The organism is Roseovarius sp. D0-M9 (assembly GCF_037083805.1).
Classification (GTDB): Bacteria; Pseudomonadota; Alphaproteobacteria; order Rhodobacterales; family Rhodobacteraceae; genus Roseovarius.
This window is the reverse complement of record NZ_JBAPKZ010000006.1, coordinates 1-22,937: the sequence shown is the minus strand read 5'-3', so window position 1 is coordinate 22,937 and position 22,937 is coordinate 1. Positions and strand designations below refer to the sequence as shown.

The window sequence follows — 22,937 nt, the reverse complement described above, 5'->3', positions numbered from 1 at the left end:
AAAACTTGGATGCTGCCTATGTCTACGTCATCGCAATTCAATTCGCAGGATGGGTTCAATGCCCGTCTGAAGAAAGTGCGCCGTTCTCATGACCGGCTGGCGCGTGGATACAAAGCCAAGGTCGGACGCGATGGCCTGATCGTGTTTCAGCCCAAACGCCGCCGTGCAGGGCTGCCCGTGCACGGCATCCTTCTGACGGTGGTCGCCTTCTTTTCGTTCAAGGCGCTGGTGCTGTTGCATCTGGGCGATGTCGCCTACTCCGAGCGCGCCGATGCGCTGGCGGCGGGCACCGTGGCCGAGCAGGTCGGCGCATGGGTCATGCAGATCGATCCCGTGACGCATACCATCGCAACCCAGATCGCCCCTTTGCTCTGATCGCCGCAGGTCGAGCGGCAGCCTCTTTGCCGCGCCCTGCATGTTTTGGCGTTCAGATGGTAACGAGTATTATTTTATTCCTATAACAGCAAAGCCCTCCTGCCCGGTCACGGCTGGGGGGTTTTGGCGTCGCGGCCCTTGCCTGCGCGGGATAGATAAGGGGCTGAAACGCAAAACGCGCGCCCTTGGCAGAAAGGCGCGCGTTTCAGAATGTGGCAAGCGTGGTCGAGCGGCCCTTACCCATCAACGGATGCTGAAGTTGGCGATGTCGGCGCGGGTCAGGCCGATGTCTTCCAGTTCGCGGTCCGACAGAACCGACAGAGCCTTGCGTGTGGCGCGTACATCGTTCCATGCGTGGAAAGCTGCGACAAAGCGGGCAAAGCCAAAGCCAATCGGTGCGGCTTGAAGTTGGGTGTTGCGGGTCGTGTTGAGAGCGGTCATTTTAACTATCCTGAATTTGCATGACGTCCTCGTCATGACGGTTGGTTGGCAGAGAGTATTCTCTGGTGCTGCACTGCAGATAGATGCGGCCCCCTGATCTGGCAACACTGCCCTTTTGCATAGTCATCATGCGCCCGGTGCATAGGTCCGCAGGGGCGTCTTAGGGCTTTTAATTAACGCTTTTGTGACCGCAGAGTGATCGTCTTGTGATGCTGGTTGCGGAATTGCTGCAATGCAGCAATTTGGGCGCGGCGGCACTGGCGATGAAACGGACGCGCCAAACCGCTTGGACCGCGTTCCCCTTTCGTGCTAAGCAATTCCCAAGCCGCGCAAAAGCGGAGACGAGGCGCCGCCAGACAGGCGGCAGGGCAGGGGCGATACATCATGCGTGTTCTTGGGATCGATCCGGGATTGCGAAATCTTGGCTGGGGCGTGATCGACGTCGATGGCAGTCGCCTTAGCCATGTGGCCAACGGCACATTGCACTCGATCGGGGATGAGATGCCGCAGCGGCTTCTGTCGCTCTTCCAACAGCTGGGCGCGATCCTGATCCAATACGCCCCGCACACGGCGGCGGTCGAGCAGACCTTCGTGAACAAGGACGGCGCAGGCACGCTGAAGCTGGGCCAAGCGCGCGGCATCGCGGTGCTGGCGCCAGCGCAATATGGGATCCATGTGGGCGAATACGCCCCCAACAAGGTGAAAAAGACAGTGGTCGGCGTCGGCCACGCCACCAAGGAGCAGATCGCGCATATGGTAAAGATGCAGTTGCCCGGCGCGGTTCTGACCGGGCCCGACGCCGCCGACGCGCTGGCGATCGCCATCTGCCATGCGCATCACTTCGCCAGTCGCGCGCGCATCGAAAGGTCGCTGGCATGATCGGGCGTATCGCCGGCCGCATCGACTATCGCGCCACCGATCACGTCCTGATTGACGTGCGCGGCGTTGGCTACCTCGTCTTTTGTTCGGAGCGCACGATGCAGGGGCTGCCCCGCGCCGGCGAACATGCGGCGCTTTATACGGATCTGCTGGTGCGCGAGGATATCCTGCAACTCTTCGGCTTTCCGACACTGGTCGAAAAGGAATGGCATCGCCTGCTGATGAGCGTTCAGGGCGTGGGCGCCAAGGCGAGCCTCGCCATCCTCGGCGCGCTTGGCCCCGACGGTATCGGGCGCGCCATCGCGCTGGGCGACTGGAATTCGGTCAAGGCGGCGCGAGGGATTGGCCCCAAGACGGCGCAGCGTGTCGTGAATGAGCTGAAGGACAAGGCGCCCGAAATCATGGCGATGGGCGCAGGGCCCGCGCCGACGCCGCCCACCATCGACGGCGATAGCGCGGTGATCGAGACGGCGCCGCCCGCCGCACCGCCCGTGGCTGCCGCCGGTCCCGGCCCGCAGGCCGAGGCGCTGTCGGCGCTCACCAACCTCGGCTATGCCCCCGGCGAGGCCGCAGGCGCCGTGGCGCAGGCGGCGGGGGATGCCGAAGGGGCTGGCACCGCTGATCTCATTCGCGGCGCGCTGAAACTCCTGGCACCGAAGGGCTGATAGGGATGAGCGACGCCCCCGATCCGACCCTGCGCCCTGAGAAACTGGCCGAGGACGAAGGGCGCAGCCTGCGCCCTCAGCACTTGGGCGAATTCATCGGCCAGGCCGAGGCACGCGCCAACCTGCGCGTTTTCATCGCATCGGCCCGCCAGCGCGGCGAGGCAATGGATCATACGCTCTTTCATGGCCCGCCCGGCCTGGGCAAGACGACGCTGGCGCAGATCATGGCGCGGGAGCTCGGCGTCGGATTTCGCATGACCTCGGGGCCGGTGCTGGCCAAGGCGGGCGATCTGGCGGCGATCCTCACCAATCTCGAGGCGCGCGACGTCCTTTTCATCGACGAAATCCACCGCCTCAATCCGGCGGTCGAGGAGGTGCTCTATCCCGCGCTCGAGGATTTCGAGTTGGACCTCGTCATTGGCGAAGGGCCCGCCGCGCGCACCGTGCGGATAGAACTGCAGCCCTTCACCCTCGTTGGGGCGACCACGCGGCTGGGTCTGCTGACAACGCCGCTGCGCGACCGCTTCGGCATTCCGACCCGGCTGCAATTTTATACCGTGGACGAGTTGCACGAGATCGTCGCCCGCAACGCCAAACTGCTGAACATACCCTGCGCCGTCGAAGGGGCGCACGAGATCGCGCGACGCGCTCGCGGCACACCCCGTATCGCGGGCCGCCTTTTGCGCCGCGTGGTGGATTTTGCGCTGATCGACGGCGACGGCACGATCACGCGGGAGCTGGCCGACAGCGCGCTGACGCGCCTTGGCGTCGATCACCTTGGCCTCGACAGTGCCGACCGGCGCTACCTCACGCTGATCGCCGAAGCCTACCAAGGCGGCCCCGTCGGTATCGAGACGCTCAGCGCCGCCCTGTCGGAATCGCGTGACGCGCTGGAGGAGGTGATTGAACCCTACCTGCTGCAACGCGGTCTGATCCAGCGCACGCCGCGTGGGCGCATGCTGACCCAAGGGGCATGGAGCCATATGGGGCTTGCCCCACCGAAACCTGCCGGGCAGGGCGACCTGTTTTGAGTGCACCACGTGGTGCAGCGAAGAATGAGTATTTGAAGAACAATGAAAGAGTGAGGGGAGCTTGCGCGCCTTCCGTGCTTTTCTTGGCAAGAATACCCAAATCCTTGAGTGGCTTGGGGGCACATGCCCTTCCTCCGGGCGCGAACCTGCGTTAGGCATGTGCCGCTCACCATTCTGGAGGCGGCAATGACACCCGAAGAGATCGAAACATATTTCACCCGCTCGGATGGCAGCTACCTGTGCGCCCGCTGGGGGCGGCCCATCGCGCCCGTCGTGTTCGGGGTCGACGATGCCACGCTGGCGGTGGTCAAGGGCGCGATCGAGGCGGTGGCGCAGCTGGCTGGGCACGAGATGGTCGAGACCGATCCCGAACTCGGCGCAAACTTGATGATTTTCTTCTTTCGGGAGTGGGACGAGCTGCTGGAGCTGCCCGATCTGGGCCGCATGATCCCGGATCTGGACCCTCTGGTTACCCGCTTGAAGGAGGCCGATGCGAACCAGTATCGCATCTTTCGTTTCGAGTCGGACGGAGCGATCAAGGCCGCCTTCGTGTTCCTGCGCATGGACGAGCACCTGAGCGCTGTTCCTGCTGAGACGCTGGCGCTGAGCCAGGCGGTGCAGACGATCCTGCTGTGGTCCGATACGGCTTTTCAGGACCGCTCTGCGCTCGCTCTCCTGCCGGGGCAGGAGGGTGCGGTGCTGCGACCTGACATCGGTCAGTTGATCCGCGCGGCGTATGATCCCATCTTGCCGCGCGCCGCTCAGGATGCGGCCCATGCGCTGAGGCTGGGCGCACGTCTGGCCGCGCGCGACAGCTGAGCGCCGCGCCGGGATCGCGGCGCGGCATATGGCCAAACATGGGACGTTGCTCCGACAGACCAGAGTGCCTATCGTCGGTCTGTGCGCAGCCATGTTCCACAGCCACATGCCAAGGAGACACGCCATGCCCCCGATGCGAATGGATCCCGGAGCCCGGATGAGCCAGGCGGTCGTGCATGGGGGTATCGTTTGGCTGTCGGGCCAGATCGGCGCGCCTCAGGATGATCTGGCGGGGCAGACGCGGGACTGCCTGGCCAAGGTCGAGGCGCTGCTGGACAAGACGGGGTCGGCCAAATCGCATATCATCAAGATGGAGATCTGGCTGGCCGACCTGAGTGATTTTGACGAGATGAACAGGATCTACGAGGCATGGCTCGATCCTGAAAACCCGCCTGCGCGTGCGACATGCGAGGCGCGTGTGCGCGCAGACGGCACGTTGATCGAGATCGTGGCGACGGCTGCGCTGCTCTGAAGTCCAGTTACAAACAGGGTTGACGGTTTGTGATCTCTGCGGGCAATCTGACAGGCGAGGATGGAGCGCGGCCGGGGGCCGCGATTGGCCCGTCCTCCAACAGGGAGATCAAGATGAAAAACATATCAAACATCATCAAGGGCGTTGGCGTCGCCGGGGCCGTGACGCTTGCCCCGCTCGCGGCCAGCGCAGAGACCACTTTTATCGCCAACTCGTTCTATGGAACCGAGACGCCCTTCACCAAATGGGGCTATGTGGACTGGGCCGAGAACGTCAAGGAAATGTCCGGCGGCGAACTGCTGCCCGAAGTCTATACAGGCTCCGTCCTTCTGGCGCCGCGCGCCAACTTGCAGGGCATCCGCGACAACGTCGTGCAGGTGGCGCATCACGCCGCTGTCTATACCCCGTCCGAGCTGCCCGTTGCCAACGCGGTGCAGGAGCTTGGCTTCAACTATTCAGATCCGCTGGTGGCAATCTTTGCGGTTGCCGACTTCAGCATGAATAACCAGACGCAGCTCGACGAGTGGAAAGACAAGGGGGTTGTCTATCTGGGCGCCTATGCGACGCCCCCCTACCTGCTCTTTTGCCGCGAGCCGATTCGCAATCTTGAGGAGTTGAAGGGCAAGCGCATCCGCACCGCCGGATCGACCGTGTCGCTCTGGGTCGAGGCGGCAGGCGGGATTCCCGTCAATGTGCCCTCCTCCGAGATGTATACCGGCCTTGAGCGCGGCACGCTTGATTGCGCGTCTAACGCGGGCAACGACCTGATGGACCGCTCACTCTGGGAAGTGGCTGAGCATACGACACTGCTGCCCACCGGCATGTATTGGTCGGGACCGCAATGGGGCGTCAACCCGGACTTCTGGGCTTCGCTCACCACCGAACAGCGCAAGGTGATGATGGACGCCTCGGCGACCGGCATGGCGCGGATGAACGTGAACTATATCCAGCGCGCCGAGGATGCGTTGACCGAAGCGCAGGAGAAGGGCCATACCGTCCACGAGCCCGAGGATGACCTGATGCAGTCGATCCTGGATTACCGGGAAAAGGCACTCTCAGACGTCTATCAGACCGCCGAAGAGAAATACGGTCTGACCAACGCCGAGGAAGTCATCGACGACTTCCGCGCGACATGGGACAAATGGGAAGACCTGCTGGCCGATGTCGACCGCAGCGACCCAGATGCACTGGCTGAAATCGCTATGGAGGAGATCTATGCCGATCTCGATCCGGCGACTTATGGCCTCGAATGAAGGATATGAACGGCGCCGCCTCGGGCGGCGCCGGACGTTCCTCGGCTGAGCCTGCCGTCCCGCCGCGTCGCCGCACGCAGGCCGAGCGGTCGCGCACGACACAGCAACGGCTGCTGACCGTGACGACCGAGTTGGTGTTGGCCAAGGGTTTGCGCGACACCTCGACCGTCGATGTGGCGCAGGCGGCTGGCGTCTCGCGCGGTGCGCTCTTGCACCATTATCCCAGCCGCGAGGTGTTGATGCAGGAGGCCCTGCGCCATCTGCTGAACGGTGAGATTAACGAGATCAAGGTGATTGCCGCTGCGATCCGCGCCGGCGACATGGATGTTGACGGATTTCTGAGCGAGATGTGGCGCCGCTTTTCCGGCCCGCTCTTCATGATCACGATGGAATTTCTGACCGCTGCGCGCACGGATCCGGCCATACGAGAGGCGCTGATCCCTGTCGCGCTGGACTACAATCGCCAGCTTGATGAAATCTGGGAAACGTTGATGCCTGAGATGGACGGCATAGAGGGCACGAGGCGCATCGCGCTGAACGCGACGCTTTGCCTCTTGCGCGGCATGGGCGCGCAGTCGATCTGGCGCGACGATCCGCAGCTGTTCGCGGATATGCTGGCGTTCTGGAAAACATCGCTGGGCAACATGCTGCCCGGCCTGTCCAACGAGGAGGCGCACCCATGACGAATGGCGTATCAGACCCGGAGGACCCGCAAGGCGGCGCGCCCGAGGAGACGGGCCTGCTGTATAGCGCGATCCGCTACGTCAACCTCGCGCTACTGGCGCTGGGCTGTCTCTTTCTTCTGTTGATGATGGTGCACATCACCGTCGACGTCTTTGTGCGCTACGTCTTCAACGGGTCGATGGTGGGCACGCTTGAGACGGTTTCGTTCTACTATGTCGTCCTCGCTGTGTTTCTTCCGCTGGGATACGTCGAGTTGCAGAACGAGCATATCCGCGTCGATCTCTTTGCGCAGTTGATGCCGAACTGGGCGCAACTGGTGCTCTATATTCTGGCCTGTGTCGCGGGTCTGGTCTTCTTTGGAATGCTCGCGTGGCAAAGCGGGATCGATGCGATCCGGTCGACCAGCCGGTCCGAGACGATCATGTCGAATTTCCTGTTCTATATCTGGCCCAGCCGTTGGGCGCTGCCTGTCGGTTTTGTGGGCATGTGCCTTGCTATCCTGTCGAATCTGCTGCGCGCGATCCAGCGCCGCCAAGCCCTTTGAAGGACGCGAATCCATGAGCAATCTCGATATCGGCATCATCGGCACGCTGGCGGCCTTGGCCATGATCGCGCTGCGGGTGCCTATTGGCCTGACGCTGGGCCTTGTTTCGATCGTTGGCATCACTGCGATGATCTCGATGAATGTCGCATGGGGCATGATCAGCGCCACGCCCTTCGATTTCGTCGGCCAGTGGGAGCTGACGGCGGCGCCGATGTTCCTGCTGATGGGGTATATCTGCACCACCACCGATATGACCAAGAGTCTGTTCGTCTCGCTCAAGATCGTGCTGGTACGCCTGCCCGGCGGGCTGGCGGTGGCAAGCGTCGCGGCCTGCGCCTTCTTTGCCGCGGCCTCGGGGTCGAGCGTGGCGACGGCGGCCGCAATGTCGCGCATTGCGGTGCCCGAGATGGTCAAGGCCAAGTACGACAAGGGTCTGGCGACGGGCACCATCGCGGCCTCAGGCACCTTGGGGTCATTGATCCCGCCCTCGGTCCTGCTGATCCTTTATGGCGTTTATGCGCAGGTGTCGGTCGGCCAGCTCTTTCTTGCCGGGTTCATCCCCGGCCTCGTTTCGGCGCTGATCTACATGGCGATGATCGTCACGCGGGTCAAACTGAAGCCGTCGCTGGCCGGCGTGGTGCAGGACGAGATCAGCCGCGAGGACAAGATCGCGGCGGTCAAGGACATCTGGCCCCTGCCACTGCTGATCTTTTCGGTGCTGGGCGGTATCTTTGCGGGGGTCTTTTCTCCGACCGAGGCGGGCGCCATCGGCGCCGCAGTTGCCGCGCTCATCTCGTTTTTGCGAGGCTCGTTCACGTGGGTTGCGATCCGCGATGCGGTGATCCAGACGGCGATCAGCACGACGGGCATCTTCATCATCCTGATCGGCTCGGTCTTCTTCACGCGGTTCCTGGCGCTGTCGGGCCTGCCGCAGGCCTTTGCCGACGTGATCCTCAGCGTCAGCGACAATGTCTGGTGGATCCTCTTTGCCGTCGCGCTTCTCTACATCATCCTTGGAATGCTGATCGATTCCATCGGCCTCTTGCTCTTGACGCTGCCCCTGGTGCTGCCGCTGGTGCAGGGGGCTGGCTTGGATCTGGTATGGTTCGGCATCATCGTGATCAAGCTTCTGGAGGTCGGCCTCGTCACCCCGCCCATCGGCCTGAATGTCTATGTGATCAAGGGGGCGCTGGGCAACCTCGTGACCTTGCCGCAGGTGTTCAAGGGCGTTGCGTGGTTCATCGCGATGGATATCGTGACGCTGTTCCTGATCATCATGATCCCGGCGATGTCACTCTGGCTGCCCTCGCTGGCGTTCCGATAAGAGAATAAAGGAGACACCATTGACCGATTTCACCAATGCCGACTACGAAACCCGGAGTTATGGAACCATCGAGGTCGGACGCGGCCGGCGGCCCGGCATCGTGGTGATCGACTATCAAAAGGCCTTCACCGAAGACAAATACGCGCTCGGCGGCGCGCCGATGGTGATGCGGGGCCTCGAGAATACCGCGCGCCTTCTGAAGGTTGCGCGCGCCCACAACATTCCCGTTGCCAACTGCTACACCGCCTACAAGGACGAGGGGGACATGCCCCACTGGAAGGTCGACGTGGTGCGCCGGGAGTTCATCCACGGCCATCCCAGCACCGAGCTGGATCCGCGCATCTATGAGGAGGGCTATGACGTCAAGATCTGCAAGACAGGCCCCTCGATCTTCTTTCAGACGCCTGTCGTGCCGTTCTTTACCAAGCACAGCGTCGACACGGTGATCGTCACCGGCTGCATCACCAGCGGCTGCATCCGCGCCTCGTCGATCGACAGTTTCCAATGGGGCTACCGCACCATCGTGCCCGAGGATTGCGTGGGCGACCATGACGAGCAGCCGCATAAGGACAACTTGCGTGATCTGGGCCGCCGCTATGCCGACATTTCGACCTGCGACGAGATGATCGCCTATATCGAGGAGGTGGGGCGGCTGAATTCTTGAGGGGTATCCGGACGGACATCCCTTGCCCCCTTGGCCCGGCTCAGTCCGTCAGGTGGAGCGCCGGTCGCGCAATCTGTTTTTAGAAAGTCGCAAAACTCCATCTCGACCATTTTTCTTGAAGGCCACCTGAGGTTGCACCGCCACTTTAGAAGGCGGGTTTGAACTTTGATTCGAGCTTCCCTGACTTGAATTTACGTGCGCGTCACTTCGGACTTCGCATCGCGCGGGTCGCAATCAATCGCAAAATTACAAGTGGTGTGCTGAGATCATGCCGGTGTTAGCCCTCTTGGGGACAGGGGCCGGAACACGATTTGGGTCCAAGGTTTCGTGTTGGTGTTCAAACCGCATCGCGAGACAATAACCTAAGCTAGGAGAACAACAATGAATATTCCAGAAGCTACGAAACCTGTACTCTGGGGTGCAGTCGGCGGTGCAATCGCGGCGATGGTCATCGGTTTTTCCTGGGGCGGATGGATGACCGGCGGCGCGGCGGTCGAGATGACAGAGGCTGGCGCGGAGTCGGCGGTCGTTCAGGCATTTACCCCGCTCTGTGTAGCCAAGGCCGAACAACAGCCTGAACAGATTGCGTTGCTGAAAGAGGAATCAAGCTATCAGCGCGACGACTTCGTGATCGAGGCTGGCTGGGTCAGCAACGTGAGCGAGAAGTATCAGTCCGAGGTGGCCGATTCCTGCGCGGACTTGATTGTTGAAGGTATGGAGTAGGATCAGATTTAGATCGCCAGCTCCGGACCCGAAATGAACATTCCTTGACATCGATAGAAATGCGGCAGATCGATCTGCCGCATTTTCTTTGCTTGTTACCCAGGGCAATGATGCCCCCTGTTCACTGAGCTAAAGCGTGTCGCGAAAAACCTGAGTCGCAGAGTTTCGCGAAACGCAGAGCCACATATAGGGGTTTCACGCATCCGACCCTCTGTGGCGGCATTCCTTCTGCTTTGCGGATCATCAGGCAGCATCTGCGCGTTTTTGAGTGCCAGCAAAACCCGCCCAGAGGACGAAACGCTACTAACCTTGCCCGCGAGCGGCGGGCCGAAGCCCGCCCGTCTCCCTCACAGGCCCGCTGCCTTTTTCTTGGCCACGCCGCCTTGTAGGATCAGCGGCATATGTGCGCCCTGTTCGGTCAGCAGGTTCAGATCCTCCAGCGGGTTGCCATCCACGACGATCAGATCGGCATGCGCGCCCGGTGCGATTACGCCCAGCTCGCCCTCCATGCGCAGCACGCGCGCGGCATCGACGGTGGCCGAGCGGATGACGGCGTCGGCGGGGATGTACCGCCCGCGCAGGGGGAATTCGCCCGATTGGTGCGGCTGCATCCCGCCCAGCAGATCCGAGCCGTAGCCGACCGTTACGCCCGCCTCGTGCATCTTGACGAGACGCTCCAGCCCGGCCTCGCGCACATCGGCGATCTTGGCGACACTTTCCTCGGGCAGGCCGTAGTCGGCGCCGGTCTTGGCGAGGCGATCATAGGTGATGTTGGTCGGCACGACGCATTGGCCCTCGCGGGCGACGCGCTTGATCGTGTCATCCCCGATCAGGTTGCCATGCTCGATGCATTCGATGCCGCAATCGAGCGCGCGGACAATGGCGGTATCGTCATAAAGGTGGCCCGACACATAAGTGCCAAATCCCTTGGCGATCTCGACGATGGCTTTCAACTCATCCACCGAGAACACCAGATACCCGACGGGATCCGAGGGCGAGGATACCCCCCCGTCGGCCATGACCTTGATGAACTGCGCGCCGCCCTTCAACTCTTCGCGCGCGGCGGCGCGCACCGCGTCCACCCCGTCGCAGACCCGGCCAAGAGCGCCCAGTTTTTCGGCGTAATAGCTGACATCGCGGCTGTGATGGGGGCCGCGATAGTCGGTGTGCCCGCCGGTCTGCGACAGCGCCTTGCCACAGATGACGAGGCGGGGCGCATCCATCAGGCTATCCGTTTGGGCCTTTTGCAGGCCCTGGTCCGCGCCGCCGAGGTCGCGCACGGTGGTAAAGCCGCGCATCAGCATCGCCTTCATCAATTCGGCAGACTTCAGCGCGACCCATGAATTGGGCAGCTCGGCGTTGAGGCCGAGGTTGGCGGTGGTTGCGATGACATGCACGTGGCAGTCGATCAGGCCCGGCATGACGATCTGTCCCTTGAGGTCCAGCGTTTCCTGCGCGTCGAATTTTATGTCCGTACCCACCTCGACAAAGCGGCCATCCTCGATCGCGATATCCACCGGATCATTGGGCCGGTCCGCGGTTCCGTCCACGATGCGGGCATTTTTAAGCAGCAATGATGTCATGACGATAAATCCTCTCAGGCGGGTTGGCATGTTGGCAGGTCGCGAAGCGCACTGAGGGTGCGGTGACACTTGCCGACACACCTGCCTGTAAGTTTGGATAACAGCACACAAGCGGTCAGGGGTAAAGCCTGCCCCGCACCGCGGGCCATTGGACGCCTGACACAAAGATGCTTTACCGTGCGTCGACACGCCCACGCATTCAACAAGAAAGGCCCCGGGATCATGGTCCAGGACATCGAACAGTCACCCGGCCGCCCGCCGCACCGTTTCGACGTTCGCGTCTACTACGAGGACACGGACATGGGCGGCATCGTCTATCATGCCAATTACCTCAAGTTCACCGAGCGCGCGCGCAGCGATTGGGTGGCGGGCATGGGTATCGATCAGCGGCGCATGAAGGAGGACGAGGGCCTCGTCTTTGCGGTGCGGCGCATCGAATGCGACTACCTGATGGCCGCGCGCTTTGACGACCGTCTGACCGTCCTGACCGACGTGCAGTCCGTCAGCGGCGCACGGATGGTGTTGCGCCAGCAGGTGATGCGCGGGGGCGAGGCAATCTTTGCGGCGCTGGTCACCATCGTCTGCCTCACTGATACGGGCCACCCGGCGCGCCTCCCGGCGAATATCCGCCTGATTTTGCACTGACGACCCGATTTCGTGCAGGTCGCGGCGATGTCATTGGCTTTTGGCTGGATGATCGGCTAGTTTCGCGTCAAATATCGCGGCCCTCATGAGGCTGCGCAAAAAAAGAGCAGGCAGTATGGAAGCAGAAACACTCGCAGTTGCGCACCAGATTGATTTTTCGATTTGGGGCATGTTCGCGCAGGCCACATTCATCGTGAAGCTGGTGATGCTGATGCTGATCTTTGCGTCCTTCTGGGCGTGGGCGATCATCATCCAGAAGATCATCCTCTTTCGCAAGGCACGTGCCGAGGCCGAGGCCTTTGATCGTCAGTTCTGGTCGGGCGAGCCTCTGGACGAGCTGTTCGAGCAGATCGGCACGGATCCCGGCGGCCAGTCGGAGCGCATCTTTGCCTCTGGCATGATGGAATGGCGCCGCAGCCACCGCACCGACGGGGGCATGATCGCCGGTGCCACCGCGCGGATCGACCGCAGCATGGACGTGGCCATCGCCAAGGAGTCCGAGGCGCTGCAATCCAATCTGACAGTGCTGGCGACCGTTGGTTCGATCGCGCCGTTCGTTGGCCTTTTCGGCACCGTATGGGGCATCATGCAGGCGTTCGTCGGCATTGCCGCATCGCAGAACACCAGCCTCGCGGTCGTGGCCCCCGGCATCGCTGAGGCGCTTCTGGCGACCGCGCTGGGCCTCCTGGCGGCAATTCCGGCCGTGATTTTTTATAACAAGCTGAGCGCGGACAGCGATCGCATCGTCGCGGGCTACGAGGCCTTTGCCGATGAGTTCGCCACCATCCTCAGCCGCCAGTTGGACAGCTAGGCCATGGGTGCGGGCGTCGTCCAGAATTCAGGCGGAGGGGGCGGCAACCGCCGCAGGCGCGGGCGCAGCCGGGTGCGGCCCATGTCCGAGATCAACGTGACGCCGTTCGTGGATGTCATGCTGGTGCTGCTCATCATCTTCATGGTCGCGGCCCCGCTGATGACCGTGGGGGTGCCTGTCGAGTTGCCGAAAACCGCGGCCAATTCGCTGCCGGGCGAGCAGGAAGAGCCGCTGACCATCACCATTACCGCCGAGGGCGTCGTATCGATCCAGACCTCGGAGGTGGCCCGCGACGAGCTGATCGGGCGCCTGCGCGCCATCGCCGCCGAGCGCGAAAGCAACCGCGTTTTTCTGCGCGCGGACGGCGCGGTGCCCTATTCGGACGTGGTTCAGATCATGGGCGCGCTTAATCGCGGCGGCTTTGATAATATCGGTCTGGTAACGGATGTAGGTGGTCCGGCGCTGGACGCGCCGGAAAACTGAGGCGGCGGCCCGCGTGGATACAGGTCAGATCATATCGGGTGCAGGCCATATCGGCCTGATTGGCTGGATCCTGTTCGGCGGCATGCTGCCCGACCGGGATCTGGATTTTGACGTGACGCAGGTGACTGCCGTCAGCTCCGAAGAGTATGCGGATATCATCTCGCGCAGCACCGCACCAGAAGAGACCACCGAGATCGCGCCGCCTGCCGCGCCCGAAGTGCCGCAGGACGACCCCGATCTCAGCAGTGCAGTCGATACGTCCCCCGAGGCCCCGCAGCCAGCGCCCGCGCCAGAGGCAGAGCCCGATCCCACGCCGTCGCCGCCCCCCGCCGCACCGCAGGCCGAGGTGTCCGATGAGGCCCCCGAGATCGAGCAACCATCGCAGGATATGGCCGCCCTCGTGCCCGAAACATCCGCCCGCCCTCAACAGCGTCCGGCCGAGCGCGTGGCCCCGCAGCAGGTTGACCCGCCTGATCCCGACACCACCGTCGATGATGTGGTGCGCGAGGAGGCCGTGCCTGACGAGGCCGCCGAGACCCCCCGCGAGGAATCCGAGGCAACAGCGCCCGAGGCCGCGGCGACCGAGATCGTCACCGAGGCCGAAGAGGCCGAGACCGCAGCGCCGCTGGACTCCGTGCGCCCGCGCACCCGGCCCCAGGATCTGCGCGCCGAGCCCGAGCCTGAGGCGCAGCCCGAGCCCGAGCCCGAGACGCAAACAGCCACCGCCGACCCTGATCCGGCCCCGACGCCGGACCCCGAGCCCGAGCCCGAGCCTGAGCCATCGACCGACAGCTCCAGCGTAGAGGATGCGCTTGCCGCCGCATTGGGCGGCGCTGCCGAGACACCTGACCAGACGCCTGCGCCCTCGGTCAACGCGGGCCCGCCGCTGACGGCCGGCGAAAAGGAGGGGCTGCGCGTGGCCGTGCAAAACTGCTGGAACACCGGCTCGCTCAGCAGTGATGCGCTGAACACCACGGTGACCGTCAGCTTCGAGATGTCCGAGGATGCCAAACCCATCGACGGTAGCCTGCGCATGCTCGACAGCTCGGGTGGCACCGCAGGTTCGGCCCAGCAGGCGTATGAGGCGGCGCGCCGTGCGATCCTGCGCTGCGGCGCGCGCGGCTTTGGCCTTCCGGCCGAGAAATACGCGTCCTGGCGCAACGTGGAATTGGTATTTAACCCGGAAAACATGAGGATCAAATGATGGCACGGTTACTGGCTCTTCTGGCACTTCTCACGGCGACCATCGGCACGCTGCCAGCCACCGCGCAAGATGGTCCGCTTCGCCTGGAAATCACCGAGGGCGTGATCGAGCCCTTGCCCTTCGCGGTTCCCACCTTCGTCGCCGACGGTGGCGCCGGGCAGGTCGCGCAGGACATCTCGGGCCTCATCGCAGCCGATCTGAGTGGCACGGGCCTTTTTCGCGAGGTTCCTGCCAGCGCGCATATCAGCCGCATCACCAGCTTTTCCAGCCCGGTGCAATTTGCCGACTGGAAGGCCGTCAACGCGCAAGCCCTCGTCACGGGCGCGGTCGATGTGGACGCCTCGGGCCGCCTGACCGTGCAATTTCGGGTCTGGGACGTGTTTTCGGGCGAGGAGCTAGGCAGCGGCCAGCAGTTCGTCGGCACCGAAGGCGGCTGGCGTCGCATCGCGCACAAGATCGCCGATCAGGTCTATAGCCGCATCACCGGCGAGGGCGGATACTTCGACAGCCGTGTCGTCTATGTCGCCGAGACCGGCCCCAAGGATCAGCGCGCCAAGCGGCTTGCCATTATGGATTACGACGGCGCGAACGTGACCTACCTCACCGACTCGTCATCGCTGGTGCTGGCGCCGCGCTTTTCTCCCTCGGGGGATCGCATCCTGTACACCAGCTACGAGAGCGGATTTCCCAAGATCTACGTGCTGGACGTGGCAAGCGTCGACCGCCGCCAACTGCCCACGCAGGACGCTACGATGAGCTTTGCGCCCCGCTTTGCCCCCGATGGGCAAACGGTTGTCTATTCACTGGAGGCTGGCGGCAACACCGATATCTACACGATGAACATCGGCTCGGGCGCCAGCACGCGGCTGACCAGTGCCCCGTCGATCGAGACCGCGCCCAGCTTCAGCCCCGATGGAAGCCAGATCGTGTTCGAAAGCGACCGTTCGGGTCGCAATCACCTTTATATCATGGATGTGAGCGGCGGCGAGGCGCGGCGTATCTCAAGCGGTGAGGGCAATTACGGCACGCCCGTCTGGTCGCCGCGGGGTGATCTGATCGCCTTTACCAAGCAGACAACGGGCCGGTTTCACATCGGCGTCATGCGCACCGACGGCAGCGAAGAACGCCTGCTGACCGCCTCCTTCCTCGACGAGGGGCCGACATGGGCGCCCAATGGCCGCGTCATCATGTTCACCCGCGAGACACAAGGTGAGTCCGGACAGGCGGCGCTCTACTCGGTCGATATTACCGGGCGCAACCTGCGCCGCGTGCCGACGGCGGGGGGGGCGAGCGATCCGTCGTGGTCGCCGCTGCAATAAAGGCGCCGGGGCCCTGAAAAACAGCGCGCGGCGTTTCCCTTGGGTCGCGCGCTATGCTACAAAAGCTGCAAATGCCGCGCATTGTTCGCGCACCCATAAACCGACGAGGCACGACCATGACTTTTCTCAAGACGATGATCCTTCTTGGCGCTGGCCTGACGCTGGCCGCCTGCACCGATCCGGGCCGGTTCGGTGACGACAATACCGTCGATCTGAACGGCGGGATGGGTGCGAATGCCGGTATGGGGGCAGGCTCGGCCAGCGATCCGGCCTCGCCCGCGTACTTCCAGCAGACCGTGGGTGACCGCGTGCTCTTTGTGGTCGACACCTACAACCTGACCCCAGAGGCGCAGAGCACGCTGGATGGTCAGGCAGAGTGGCTGCTGACCAATCGCGATTACAACGCCGTGATTGAAGGTCACGCGGACGAACAGGGCACACGCGAATACAACCTCGCGCTGGGCGCGCGCCGGGCAAACTCGGTGCTTGAATATCTGCTGAGCCAAGGCGTGCCCGCCAGCCGTCTCAAGACGGTCAGCTATGGCAAGGAGCGCCCGATCGAGATTTGCAGCAACGAGGCCTGCTATTCCCAGAATCGCCGCGCCGTCACGGTCATTTCGGTTGGCGCGACCAGCTAAGTCCCTGCAACGCCCATCTTAACGGAGCTTCCCCATGCGCCGCATCGCTGTTTTGATCCTCTGTGCCGCCTTTGCCTTGCCTGCCCATGCGCAGGACAGGGACGCGACCCTGGCCGACATCCGGCAGGAGCTGACAGTCCTCTACGTTGAGGTGCAGAAACTGCGCCGCGAGCTGAGCACGACCGGCGCGGCGGGGCAGCTGAATACGTCGGGGTCGGTACTTGACCGGGTCGGCGCCATCGAGAGCGAGCTACAGCGCCTGACCGCGCGCACCGAAGAGATGCAGTTGCGCATCGACCGCGTGGTCAGCGATGGCACCAACCGCATCGGCGATCTGGAATTTCGCCTTGTCGAGCTTGAGGGCGGCGACACTTCGGCGCTGGGCGAGACGACGACGCTGGGCGGCGGCGATATGCCCAGCACGGACGGCGGCGCGATGATCGAGCCGGCCGAACAGGGCAGCGCGGAGACTTCCGGCGCCGCGCTGGCCGTGGGCGAGCAGGATGATTTCGATGCCGCCGAGGCCGCGATGGACGAAGGCGATACGGAGGAGGCCGCTGAGAAGTTTGCGAGCTTCCTTGAGACCTATCCCGGCAGCCCGCTTGCGCCCCGCGCGTATCTGGCGCGCGGCAAGGCACTGGAGCAGGCGGGCAATACGAGTGACGCCGCAAAGGCATATCTTGATGGCTTTTCCGCTAGCAAGGAAGGCCCCGAGGCGCCGGAATCGCTTTTCCGACTGGGCCGTGCACTGGGGCAGTTGGGTCAGCGCGATGCCGCTTGCCAGACCTTGCGCGAGGTCGAGACGCGGTTTTCCGGATCGGCGCCCGCGAGCGATGCGCGCAGCGAAATTCAGGCGCTCGACTGCCAGTGACCCCGCCCCAGCCGCCGGGTTGCGGGGGGGCGGACCTCAAGGCTTTGATCCACGACCATTTCGGCCCCGAAACCCGCCCGCTCGGCATTGCCGTATCGGGCGGCAGCGATTCCATGGCGCTGCTGCATCTGATGCAGGGGTGGGGCGGCGCGCCGCTGCGCTGCGTCACGGTCGATCACCGCCTGCGGGCCGAGGCGGCATCGGAGGCGGCGCAGGTGGCCGCGACCTGTGCGGACCTCGGCGTGCCCCATGATACGCTGGTCTGGGAGGACTGGGACGGGCAGGGCAATCTGCCCGCTGCCGCGCGCGCCGCGCGCTATCGGCTTATGGCCGATTGGGCCGCGCAGCGCGGCCTTGCCGGGATCGTGCTGGGCCATACGGCGGATGACGTGGCTGAGACACTGTTGATGCGCCTCGCGCGCCGCGCGGGCGTCGACGGGCTGGCCGCGATGCAGGCCCGCCGCGCACTTCATGGCACGGTGCTGCACCGCCCCTTGCTGAAAGCGCGCCGCGCGGATTTGCGCGCCTACCTCGCGGCACACGGCGCGGCGTGGATCGACGATCCCAGCAATGAAGATCCGCGCTATCGCCGGACCGCGGCGCGCCGTGCCTTGGCGACGCTGGCGCCGGTGGGTGTCGATGCGGCCGCTTTGGCAGAGGTGGCCGCGCATCTGGGCGAGGCGCGCGCTACCTTACAGCATTACGCGGCGCAGGAGGCGGCCCGCATCGCCACTGTCCATCAGGGCGATCTGCTGCTGGAGGCCGCCGGGTTCGCCGCCCTGCGTCCTGATATGGCGCGCCGCATCCTCGCGGCCGGGCTGCTTTGGGTTTCAGGATCTGAGCCGGGTGCAGGACCTGCCGCGCGCGGGCCGGACATCACGCGCCTGATGGACGCCATCGCCGCCGGCCGTGGGGGCACGCTGGCCGGTTGCCGCATCACGCAAGGGGGCGCGCGGAAATCCGCACACCTGCGACTGGCCCGCGAGCACGCGGCGCTGAGCGGGGTCACCGCGCTCCTGGGTGCGCCGTGGGATGGCCGCTGGCGCCTCAAGGGCCCCGCCGTGCCGGGCGCGCATGTCGCGGCGCTGGGCCCGGACGGGCGCGCGCAATGCCCTGATTGGCGCGCATCGGGCCTGCCTGCGCATTCCATCGACGCCTCGCCCGCCCTCTGGCAGGGTGGGCATTTGATCAGCGCACCACTCGGTGGATACGCGGCGGGATACAGCGCAGAACCCTGCCGCGACCTGCGTGATTTGACCGCATGCCTATTATCGCATTGAAGAAGAGGGCATGATCTCTATTTAAGACACACAGCCTGCATGATATGTGACAGGCAATCGAATGTTAGGAGAGTTCCCTTGGGCAACGCACGCAATATCGCCTTTTGGCTGGTTCTGTTCCTGTTGGTATTGGCGCTGTTCAATCTCTTCAGCGGCTCTGGCGGCTCAATGCAGAGCCAATCGGTGAAATACTCCGAGTTTGTCGCTGCCGTCCAGGATGACAGCGTCACCAACGTGACTCTCGACGGCGAGAGCGTTCAGTTCCGCAAGTCTGACGGGCGCGACTATGTGGCGGTCATGCCGGCTGATGCGGAAATCACCCAGACCCTGATTGAAAAGGGCATCCCGGTGACGGCCAAGTCGCAGGAGGAGTCGGGCTTTCAGACATTCCTTTTGTCGCTCTTGCCGTTCCTTCTGCTGATCGGCGTTTGGATCTATTTCATGAACCGGATGCAGGGCGGTGGCAAAGGTGGTGCAATGGGCTTTGGCAAGTCCAAGGCCAAGATGCTGACCGAGAAGTCGGGGCGTGTCACGTTCGACGACGTGGCGGGCATCGACGAGGCCAAGGAAGAGTTGGAAGAGATCGTCGAATTCCTGCGCAACCCCCAGAAGTTCAGCCGTCTTGGCGGGCAGATCCCCAAGGGTGCTCTGCTTGTCGGCCCTCCGGGCACGGGTAAGACGCTGCTGGCGCGCGCAATCGCTGGCGAGGCGGGCGTGCCCTTCTTTACCATCTCGGGCTCCGACTTTGTCGAGATGTTCGTGGGCGTCGGCGCGAGCCGTGTCCGCGACATGTTCGAGCAGGCCAAGAAGAACGCCCCTTGCATCGTCTTCATCGATGAGATCGACGCCGTGGGCCGTCACCGCGGCGCCGGTTACGGCGGCGGCAATGACGAGCGTGAGCAGACGCTGAACCAGCTTCTGGTGGAAATGGACGGCTTCGAGGCCAACGAGGGTGTCATCATCGTCGCGGCGACGAACCGCAAGGACGTGCTGGACCCGGCGCTGTTGCGCCCCGGCCGCTTTGACCGTCAGGTCACCGTGCCGAACCCCGATATCAAGGGCCGCGAGAAGATCCTCGGTGTTCACGCGCGCAAGACGCCGCTTGGCCCCGATGTGGATCTGCGCATTATCGCGCGCGGCACGCCCGGCTTTTCGGGTGCGGACCTGGCTAACCTTGTGAACGAGGCGGCGCTGATGGCCGCGCGGATCGGGCGCCGCTTTGTCGCGATGGAAGATTTCGAAATGGCCAAGGACAAGGTCATGATGGGCGCCGAGCGTCGCAGCATGGTCCTAACCCAGGACCAGAAGGAAAAGACGGCCTACCACGAGGCGGGCCACGCCATCGTCGGTCTTGCCCTGCCGAAATGTGACCCGGTCTACAAAGCCACGATCATTCCGCGCGGCGGTGCCCTTGGCATGGTGGTTTCGCTGCCCGAGATCGATCGCCTGAACTGGCACCGCTCTGAATGTGAGCAGAAGCTGGCGATGACCATGGCGGGCAAGGCTGCCGAGATCATCAAATATGGCGAGGATGAGGTTTCGAACGGGCCTGCGGGCGATATCCAGCAAGCCAGCGGCCTGGCCCGCGCGATGGTGCTGCGGTGGGGGATGTCCGACAAGGTCGGCAATATCGACTACCAGCAGGCGCATGAAGGCTACATGGGGAACGGCGCTGGCAGCTTCTCGATCTCGGCTCACACCAAGGAGCTGATCGAGGAAGAAGTGAAGCGCATGATCGACGAGGCCTATGCCACGGCCCACCGCATCTTGATGGAAAAGAAGGATGAGTGGGAGCGTCTGGCCGAGGGTCTTCTGGAATACGAGACGCTGACGGGCGAGGAAATCCAGCGCGTTGCCCGCGGCGAGCCGCCGCAATCGAATGACGACGACGAAGGCTCCGATACCGGCAGTGCGCCGTCCGTGACGGCCATTCCCAAGACCAAGCCAAAGGCACCACGCGGTGGCGATGGCGGGATGGAGCCCGAGCCCACAGCGTGACGACGACGACCACAAGCCCCCAGCCCACAGCAGACTGGAATCCGCGCGCCTACGCGCGGTTCCAGGATTTGCGCCTCCGCCCCGCCATGGACCTGCTGAATGCGGTGGGCCAGATGGGGGCGGGGGACATCGTCGATCTGGGCTGCGGGGCAGGCCACATGGGCGCCGCACTGGCCGAGCGGGCGATGGGCCGTGATGTCATCGGGGTCGATGCCTCGCCCGCGATGCTGGAGAAGGCGCGCCAGTCGCGCGGATATTCCAGCCTCGGGCAGGCGGACATCCGCGAATGGCATCCCCGCCGCGCCCCCGGCCTCATTTTTTCGAACGCCGTGCTGCATTGGATCGAGGATCACACATCGCTGATGCCCCGTCTTGCCGCGATGCTGGGCAAGGGCGGCACGCTGGCGGTGCAACTGCCGCACCAGAATAACGCGCCCTCGCACCGGATGTGGCTGACGCTGGCCGAGGATCTTTTTCCGGGCCGGATCGAGGCAGGCGCCGGACCGGGTATTCTGCCCCCGGTGGAATATGATGCGCTGCTCGCCCCCAAGGGGAAGTTTCGGATGTGGGAAACCGAGTATTACCAGCGCCTCACGGCCGAAGCCGGCAGTCACCCGGTCCGCCGCTATACCGAGAGTACCTATGCACGGCCGGTGCTTGACGCGTTGGACGCGGACGAGCGCGCGGCCCTTATCGCGCGCTATGAAGACGCCATGCGCAGCGCCTATCCTGTGCGCGGTGATGGTACGGTCCTCTTCCCGTTCCGGCGGCTTTTCTTTACCTTGACGGTCTGATCTGCGGGCCTGATGGGCCCGATCAAGGATTGGCATTTGACAGGCGGGCGGCTTGCGCGATTATACGCGCATCATGTTCATCCGGAGCCTGCCGATGCCTGCCCTCAAGCTGACCTGCCATACGGCCCGCATCACATGGCTCGGGACCGTGCCGGAAGCGCGAGAGAACATCCGCTCGCTTCCGCGCGACAGCGTTGCGCTGAGCTTTGCCGGGATGGAGGGCGAGATGCATTCGGGCCTCACACGCCCCTCCTGCGTGCGCGTCAAGGAGCAGTTCCCCCAAGGCACCCAGATCGCCAACACCCGCCAGCTCAGCATCGTCTCGGCAGAGGAGTTGGCCGAGATCGCCCGACGGATGGAGATGGACAAGATCGATCCCGCATGGCTCGGCGCGTCGATGGTGATTGAGGGGATCCCGGATTTCAGTCACGTGCCCCCATCTGCCCGCTTGCAAGGGCCGGATGGGGCTTCGCTGATCATCGACATGCTGAACCTGCCCTGCCTCTATCCCGCGCGCGAGATCGACAAGGATTATCCCGGCCGTGGCCCCAAGTTCAAGGCAGCGGCCAAGGGGCGCCGGGGCGTGACGGCCTGGGTCGAGCGTGAGGGACGCATGGCGATCGGTGAAACACTGCGGCTGTTCGTGCCAAGCCAACGCGCGTGGACGCCCGCCGGCTGAGACCGCGAACACCTTTGCAATGAACAGATTACGCCCAAACCGCGGGTATTTTAGGGGAGCAGGTTATGCCCCAGAACACTGTGACTAGCCATTTGGCCAGCCCGTACACCGGGCCATAAGGTCAGCTATGCAAGGATGGTGCCAGCATCCAAAAGGGTAATTGAAATACAACATAATTCCATAGGTTACAGAAGATGAGGGATCTTCTGTTCCAACAAGGTCAATCTATGGCGGCATCCATCAGATCCATCGGTTCTTTGCTGGCGTGATGGACGTGTCGAAATCGTTGCGGTCGGACTTCAGGTTGATTTCCCCACATCGTCATTAAAGATCAATGCTCCTTCTTGGAGCCGCAGAGTGTACTCACGAGAGTATGCCCGCACTATCCCCGCGCGTTTTGAGCCTTGCCCATTGGTTCATATAACTAACTGATATTGCTACGCGATTACCTCTGTGTGGCAGAAATTTTTTGCATGGAGTATGCACGATGACTATCCAACCCAAGCACCCCCGTCCCGTAGGACATTTGACCAACAACCTTTTGTCCGCTGATGCGGTGACGTCAGAGACGAACGGTGAGGGAGAGAAGCTGCGTCAGGATCGGGCGGAGTTTGTTCGGGGTTGGATCGCAAAACATCAACGCAAGATTGTGGTCCCTTCTCGTTCCGTGTGGGTAGTCGGGCGCACCGGTGCTTGAGCCGCTCCCATATTTCGTGCCTTCGGTAGGCGCGTCCGACGCGGAGACCTCAGCCATCGCA

Annotated in this window: 26 protein-coding genes; 23 read left to right on the top strand and 3 right to left on the bottom strand. The window is 63.4% G+C overall.

Annotation, left to right across the window (positions count from 1 at the left end):
• The first annotated feature begins 75 nt into the window (after positions 1-75).
• Positions 76-375, top strand: a complete 300-nt coding sequence (locus tag V8352_RS05860; protein WP_336423335.1) for a hypothetical protein — start codon at positions 76-78, stop codon at positions 373-375.
• Positions 376-618: 243 nt separating this feature from the next.
• Here the strand turns inward: V8352_RS05860 and V8352_RS05855 are convergent, their stop codons facing one another.
• On the bottom strand, positions 619-816 hold the full coding sequence (locus tag V8352_RS05855) for a DUF1127 domain-containing protein (RefSeq protein ID WP_336423334.1): 198 nt from the start codon (positions 814-816) through the stop codon (positions 619-621).
• A 384-nt stretch (positions 817-1,200) separates the two neighbouring features.
• Here V8352_RS05855 and ruvC point away from each other — a divergent pair, with 384 nt between their 5' ends.
• From ruvC to V8352_RS05800, 11 genes are all read left to right on the top strand, one after another.
• A complete protein-coding gene (gene ruvC, locus V8352_RS05850; RefSeq protein WP_336423333.1) occupies positions 1,201-1,695 on the top strand; it encodes a crossover junction endodeoxyribonuclease RuvC in 495 nt (164 codons plus the stop codon).
• Positions 1,692-2,360 carry a Holliday junction branch migration protein RuvA gene (gene ruvA / locus V8352_RS05845; RefSeq protein WP_336423332.1) on the top strand — a complete coding sequence of 223 codons (669 nt, stop codon included), beginning with the start codon at positions 1,692-1,694 and terminating at the stop codon, positions 2,358-2,360. Before ruvC ends, ruvA begins: the two co-directional genes overlap by 4 nt.
• Positions 2,361-2,365: 5 nt before the next feature.
• Positions 2,366-3,391, top strand: a complete 1,026-nt coding sequence (ruvB, locus tag V8352_RS05840) for a Holliday junction branch migration DNA helicase RuvB (protein WP_336423331.1) — start codon at positions 2,366-2,368, stop codon at positions 3,389-3,391.
• Between the two features lie 186 nt (positions 3,392-3,577).
• A complete protein-coding gene (locus V8352_RS05835; protein ID WP_336423330.1) occupies positions 3,578-4,210 on the top strand; it encodes a hypothetical protein in 633 nt (210 codons plus the stop codon).
• Positions 4,211-4,334: 124 nt separating this feature from the next.
• The gene (locus V8352_RS05830) at positions 4,335-4,682 is read left to right on the top strand and encodes a RidA family protein (protein ID WP_336423329.1); all 348 of its coding nucleotides are present in this window, start codon (positions 4,335-4,337) and stop codon (positions 4,680-4,682) included.
• 113 nt (positions 4,683-4,795) lie between these two features.
• Positions 4,796-5,935 carry a C4-dicarboxylate TRAP transporter substrate-binding protein gene (locus V8352_RS05825; RefSeq protein ID WP_336423328.1) on the top strand — a complete coding sequence of 380 codons (1,140 nt, stop codon included), beginning with the start codon at positions 4,796-4,798 and terminating at the stop codon, positions 5,933-5,935.
• Positions 5,932-6,618, top strand: coding sequence for a TetR/AcrR family transcriptional regulator (locus V8352_RS05820; RefSeq protein ID WP_336423327.1), 687 nt, complete (start codon positions 5,932-5,934; stop codon positions 6,616-6,618). The genes V8352_RS05825 and V8352_RS05820 overlap by 4 nt, the downstream gene beginning before the upstream one ends.
• Positions 6,615-7,163: a TRAP transporter small permease gene (locus tag V8352_RS05815; RefSeq protein ID WP_336423326.1), complete on the top strand. Its 549-nt coding sequence runs from the start codon at positions 6,615-6,617 to the stop codon at positions 7,161-7,163. Before V8352_RS05820 ends, V8352_RS05815 begins: the two co-directional genes overlap by 4 nt.
• 13 nt (positions 7,164-7,176) lie before the next feature.
• On the top strand, positions 7,177-8,487 hold the full coding sequence (locus V8352_RS05810) for a TRAP transporter large permease (RefSeq protein ID WP_336423325.1): 1,311 nt from the start codon (positions 7,177-7,179) through the stop codon (positions 8,485-8,487).
• 19 nt (positions 8,488-8,506) lie between these two features.
• Positions 8,507-9,151, top strand: coding sequence for an isochorismatase family protein (locus V8352_RS05805; protein ID WP_336423324.1), 645 nt, complete (start codon positions 8,507-8,509; stop codon positions 9,149-9,151).
• 381 nt (positions 9,152-9,532) lie between these two features.
• Positions 9,533-9,874, top strand: a complete 342-nt coding sequence (locus V8352_RS05800; RefSeq protein ID WP_336423323.1) for a hypothetical protein — start codon at positions 9,533-9,535, stop codon at positions 9,872-9,874.
• A gap of 347 nt (positions 9,875-10,221) precedes the next feature.
• Here V8352_RS05800 and V8352_RS05795 read toward each other — a convergent pair whose 3' ends face one another.
• Positions 10,222-11,457, bottom strand: coding sequence for a metal-dependent hydrolase family protein (locus V8352_RS05795; RefSeq protein WP_336423322.1), 1,236 nt, complete (start codon positions 11,455-11,457; stop codon positions 10,222-10,224).
• A 222-nt stretch (positions 11,458-11,679) separates the two neighbouring features.
• Here V8352_RS05795 and ybgC point away from each other — a divergent pair, with 222 nt between their 5' ends.
• From ybgC to V8352_RS05740, 11 genes are all read left to right on the top strand, one after another.
• On the top strand, positions 11,680-12,102 hold the full coding sequence (gene ybgC / locus V8352_RS05790; protein ID WP_336423321.1) for a tol-pal system-associated acyl-CoA thioesterase: 423 nt from the start codon (positions 11,680-11,682) through the stop codon (positions 12,100-12,102).
• A 115-nt stretch (positions 12,103-12,217) separates the two neighbouring features.
• Positions 12,218-12,913 (top strand): protein TolQ, encoded by a 696-nt coding sequence (tolQ, locus tag V8352_RS05785; RefSeq protein WP_336423320.1) that lies wholly within the window; start codon positions 12,218-12,220, stop codon positions 12,911-12,913.
• A gap of 3 nt (positions 12,914-12,916) precedes the next feature.
• On the top strand, positions 12,917-13,396 hold the full coding sequence (tolR, locus tag V8352_RS05780; protein ID WP_336423319.1) for a protein TolR: 480 nt from the start codon (positions 12,917-12,919) through the stop codon (positions 13,394-13,396).
• Positions 13,397-13,409: 13 nt separating this feature from the next.
• Positions 13,410-14,600, top strand: a complete 1,191-nt coding sequence (locus tag V8352_RS05775; protein WP_336423318.1) for an energy transducer TonB — start codon at positions 13,410-13,412, stop codon at positions 14,598-14,600.
• Positions 14,597-15,919 (top strand): Tol-Pal system beta propeller repeat protein TolB, encoded by a 1,323-nt coding sequence (gene tolB / locus V8352_RS05770; RefSeq protein WP_336423317.1) that lies wholly within the window; start codon positions 14,597-14,599, stop codon positions 15,917-15,919. Before V8352_RS05775 ends, tolB begins: the two co-directional genes overlap by 4 nt.
• Before the next feature lie 116 nt (positions 15,920-16,035).
• On the top strand, positions 16,036-16,557 hold the full coding sequence (gene pal, locus V8352_RS05765) for a peptidoglycan-associated lipoprotein Pal (RefSeq protein ID WP_336423316.1): 522 nt from the start codon (positions 16,036-16,038) through the stop codon (positions 16,555-16,557).
• Between the two features lie 34 nt (positions 16,558-16,591).
• The gene (ybgF, locus tag V8352_RS05760; protein WP_336423315.1) at positions 16,592-17,428 is read left to right on the top strand and encodes a tol-pal system protein YbgF; all 837 of its coding nucleotides are present in this window, start codon (positions 16,592-16,594) and stop codon (positions 17,426-17,428) included.
• On the top strand, positions 17,425-18,708 hold the full coding sequence (tilS, locus tag V8352_RS05755; protein ID WP_336423314.1) for a tRNA lysidine(34) synthetase TilS: 1,284 nt from the start codon (positions 17,425-17,427) through the stop codon (positions 18,706-18,708). The genes ybgF and tilS overlap by 4 nt, the downstream gene beginning before the upstream one ends.
• A 78-nt stretch (positions 18,709-18,786) precedes the next feature.
• The gene (ftsH, locus tag V8352_RS05750; protein ID WP_336423313.1) at positions 18,787-20,706 is read left to right on the top strand and encodes an ATP-dependent zinc metalloprotease FtsH; all 1,920 of its coding nucleotides are present in this window, start codon (positions 18,787-18,789) and stop codon (positions 20,704-20,706) included.
• Between the two features lie 86 nt (positions 20,707-20,792).
• Positions 20,793-21,500, top strand: coding sequence for a methyltransferase domain-containing protein (locus tag V8352_RS05745; RefSeq protein ID WP_336423455.1), 708 nt, complete (start codon positions 20,793-20,795; stop codon positions 21,498-21,500).
• Between the two features lie 94 nt (positions 21,501-21,594).
• Positions 21,595-22,179 (top strand): MOSC domain-containing protein, encoded by a 585-nt coding sequence (locus V8352_RS05740; RefSeq protein WP_336423454.1) that lies wholly within the window; start codon positions 21,595-21,597, stop codon positions 22,177-22,179.
• A gap of 562 nt (positions 22,180-22,741) precedes the next feature.
• On the opposite strand, the gene V8352_RS05735 is transcribed toward V8352_RS05740, so the two are convergent.
• A partial coding sequence (locus V8352_RS05735) for a hypothetical protein (RefSeq protein ID WP_336423312.1) occupies positions 22,742-22,937 on the bottom strand: 196 nt, incomplete at its 5' end.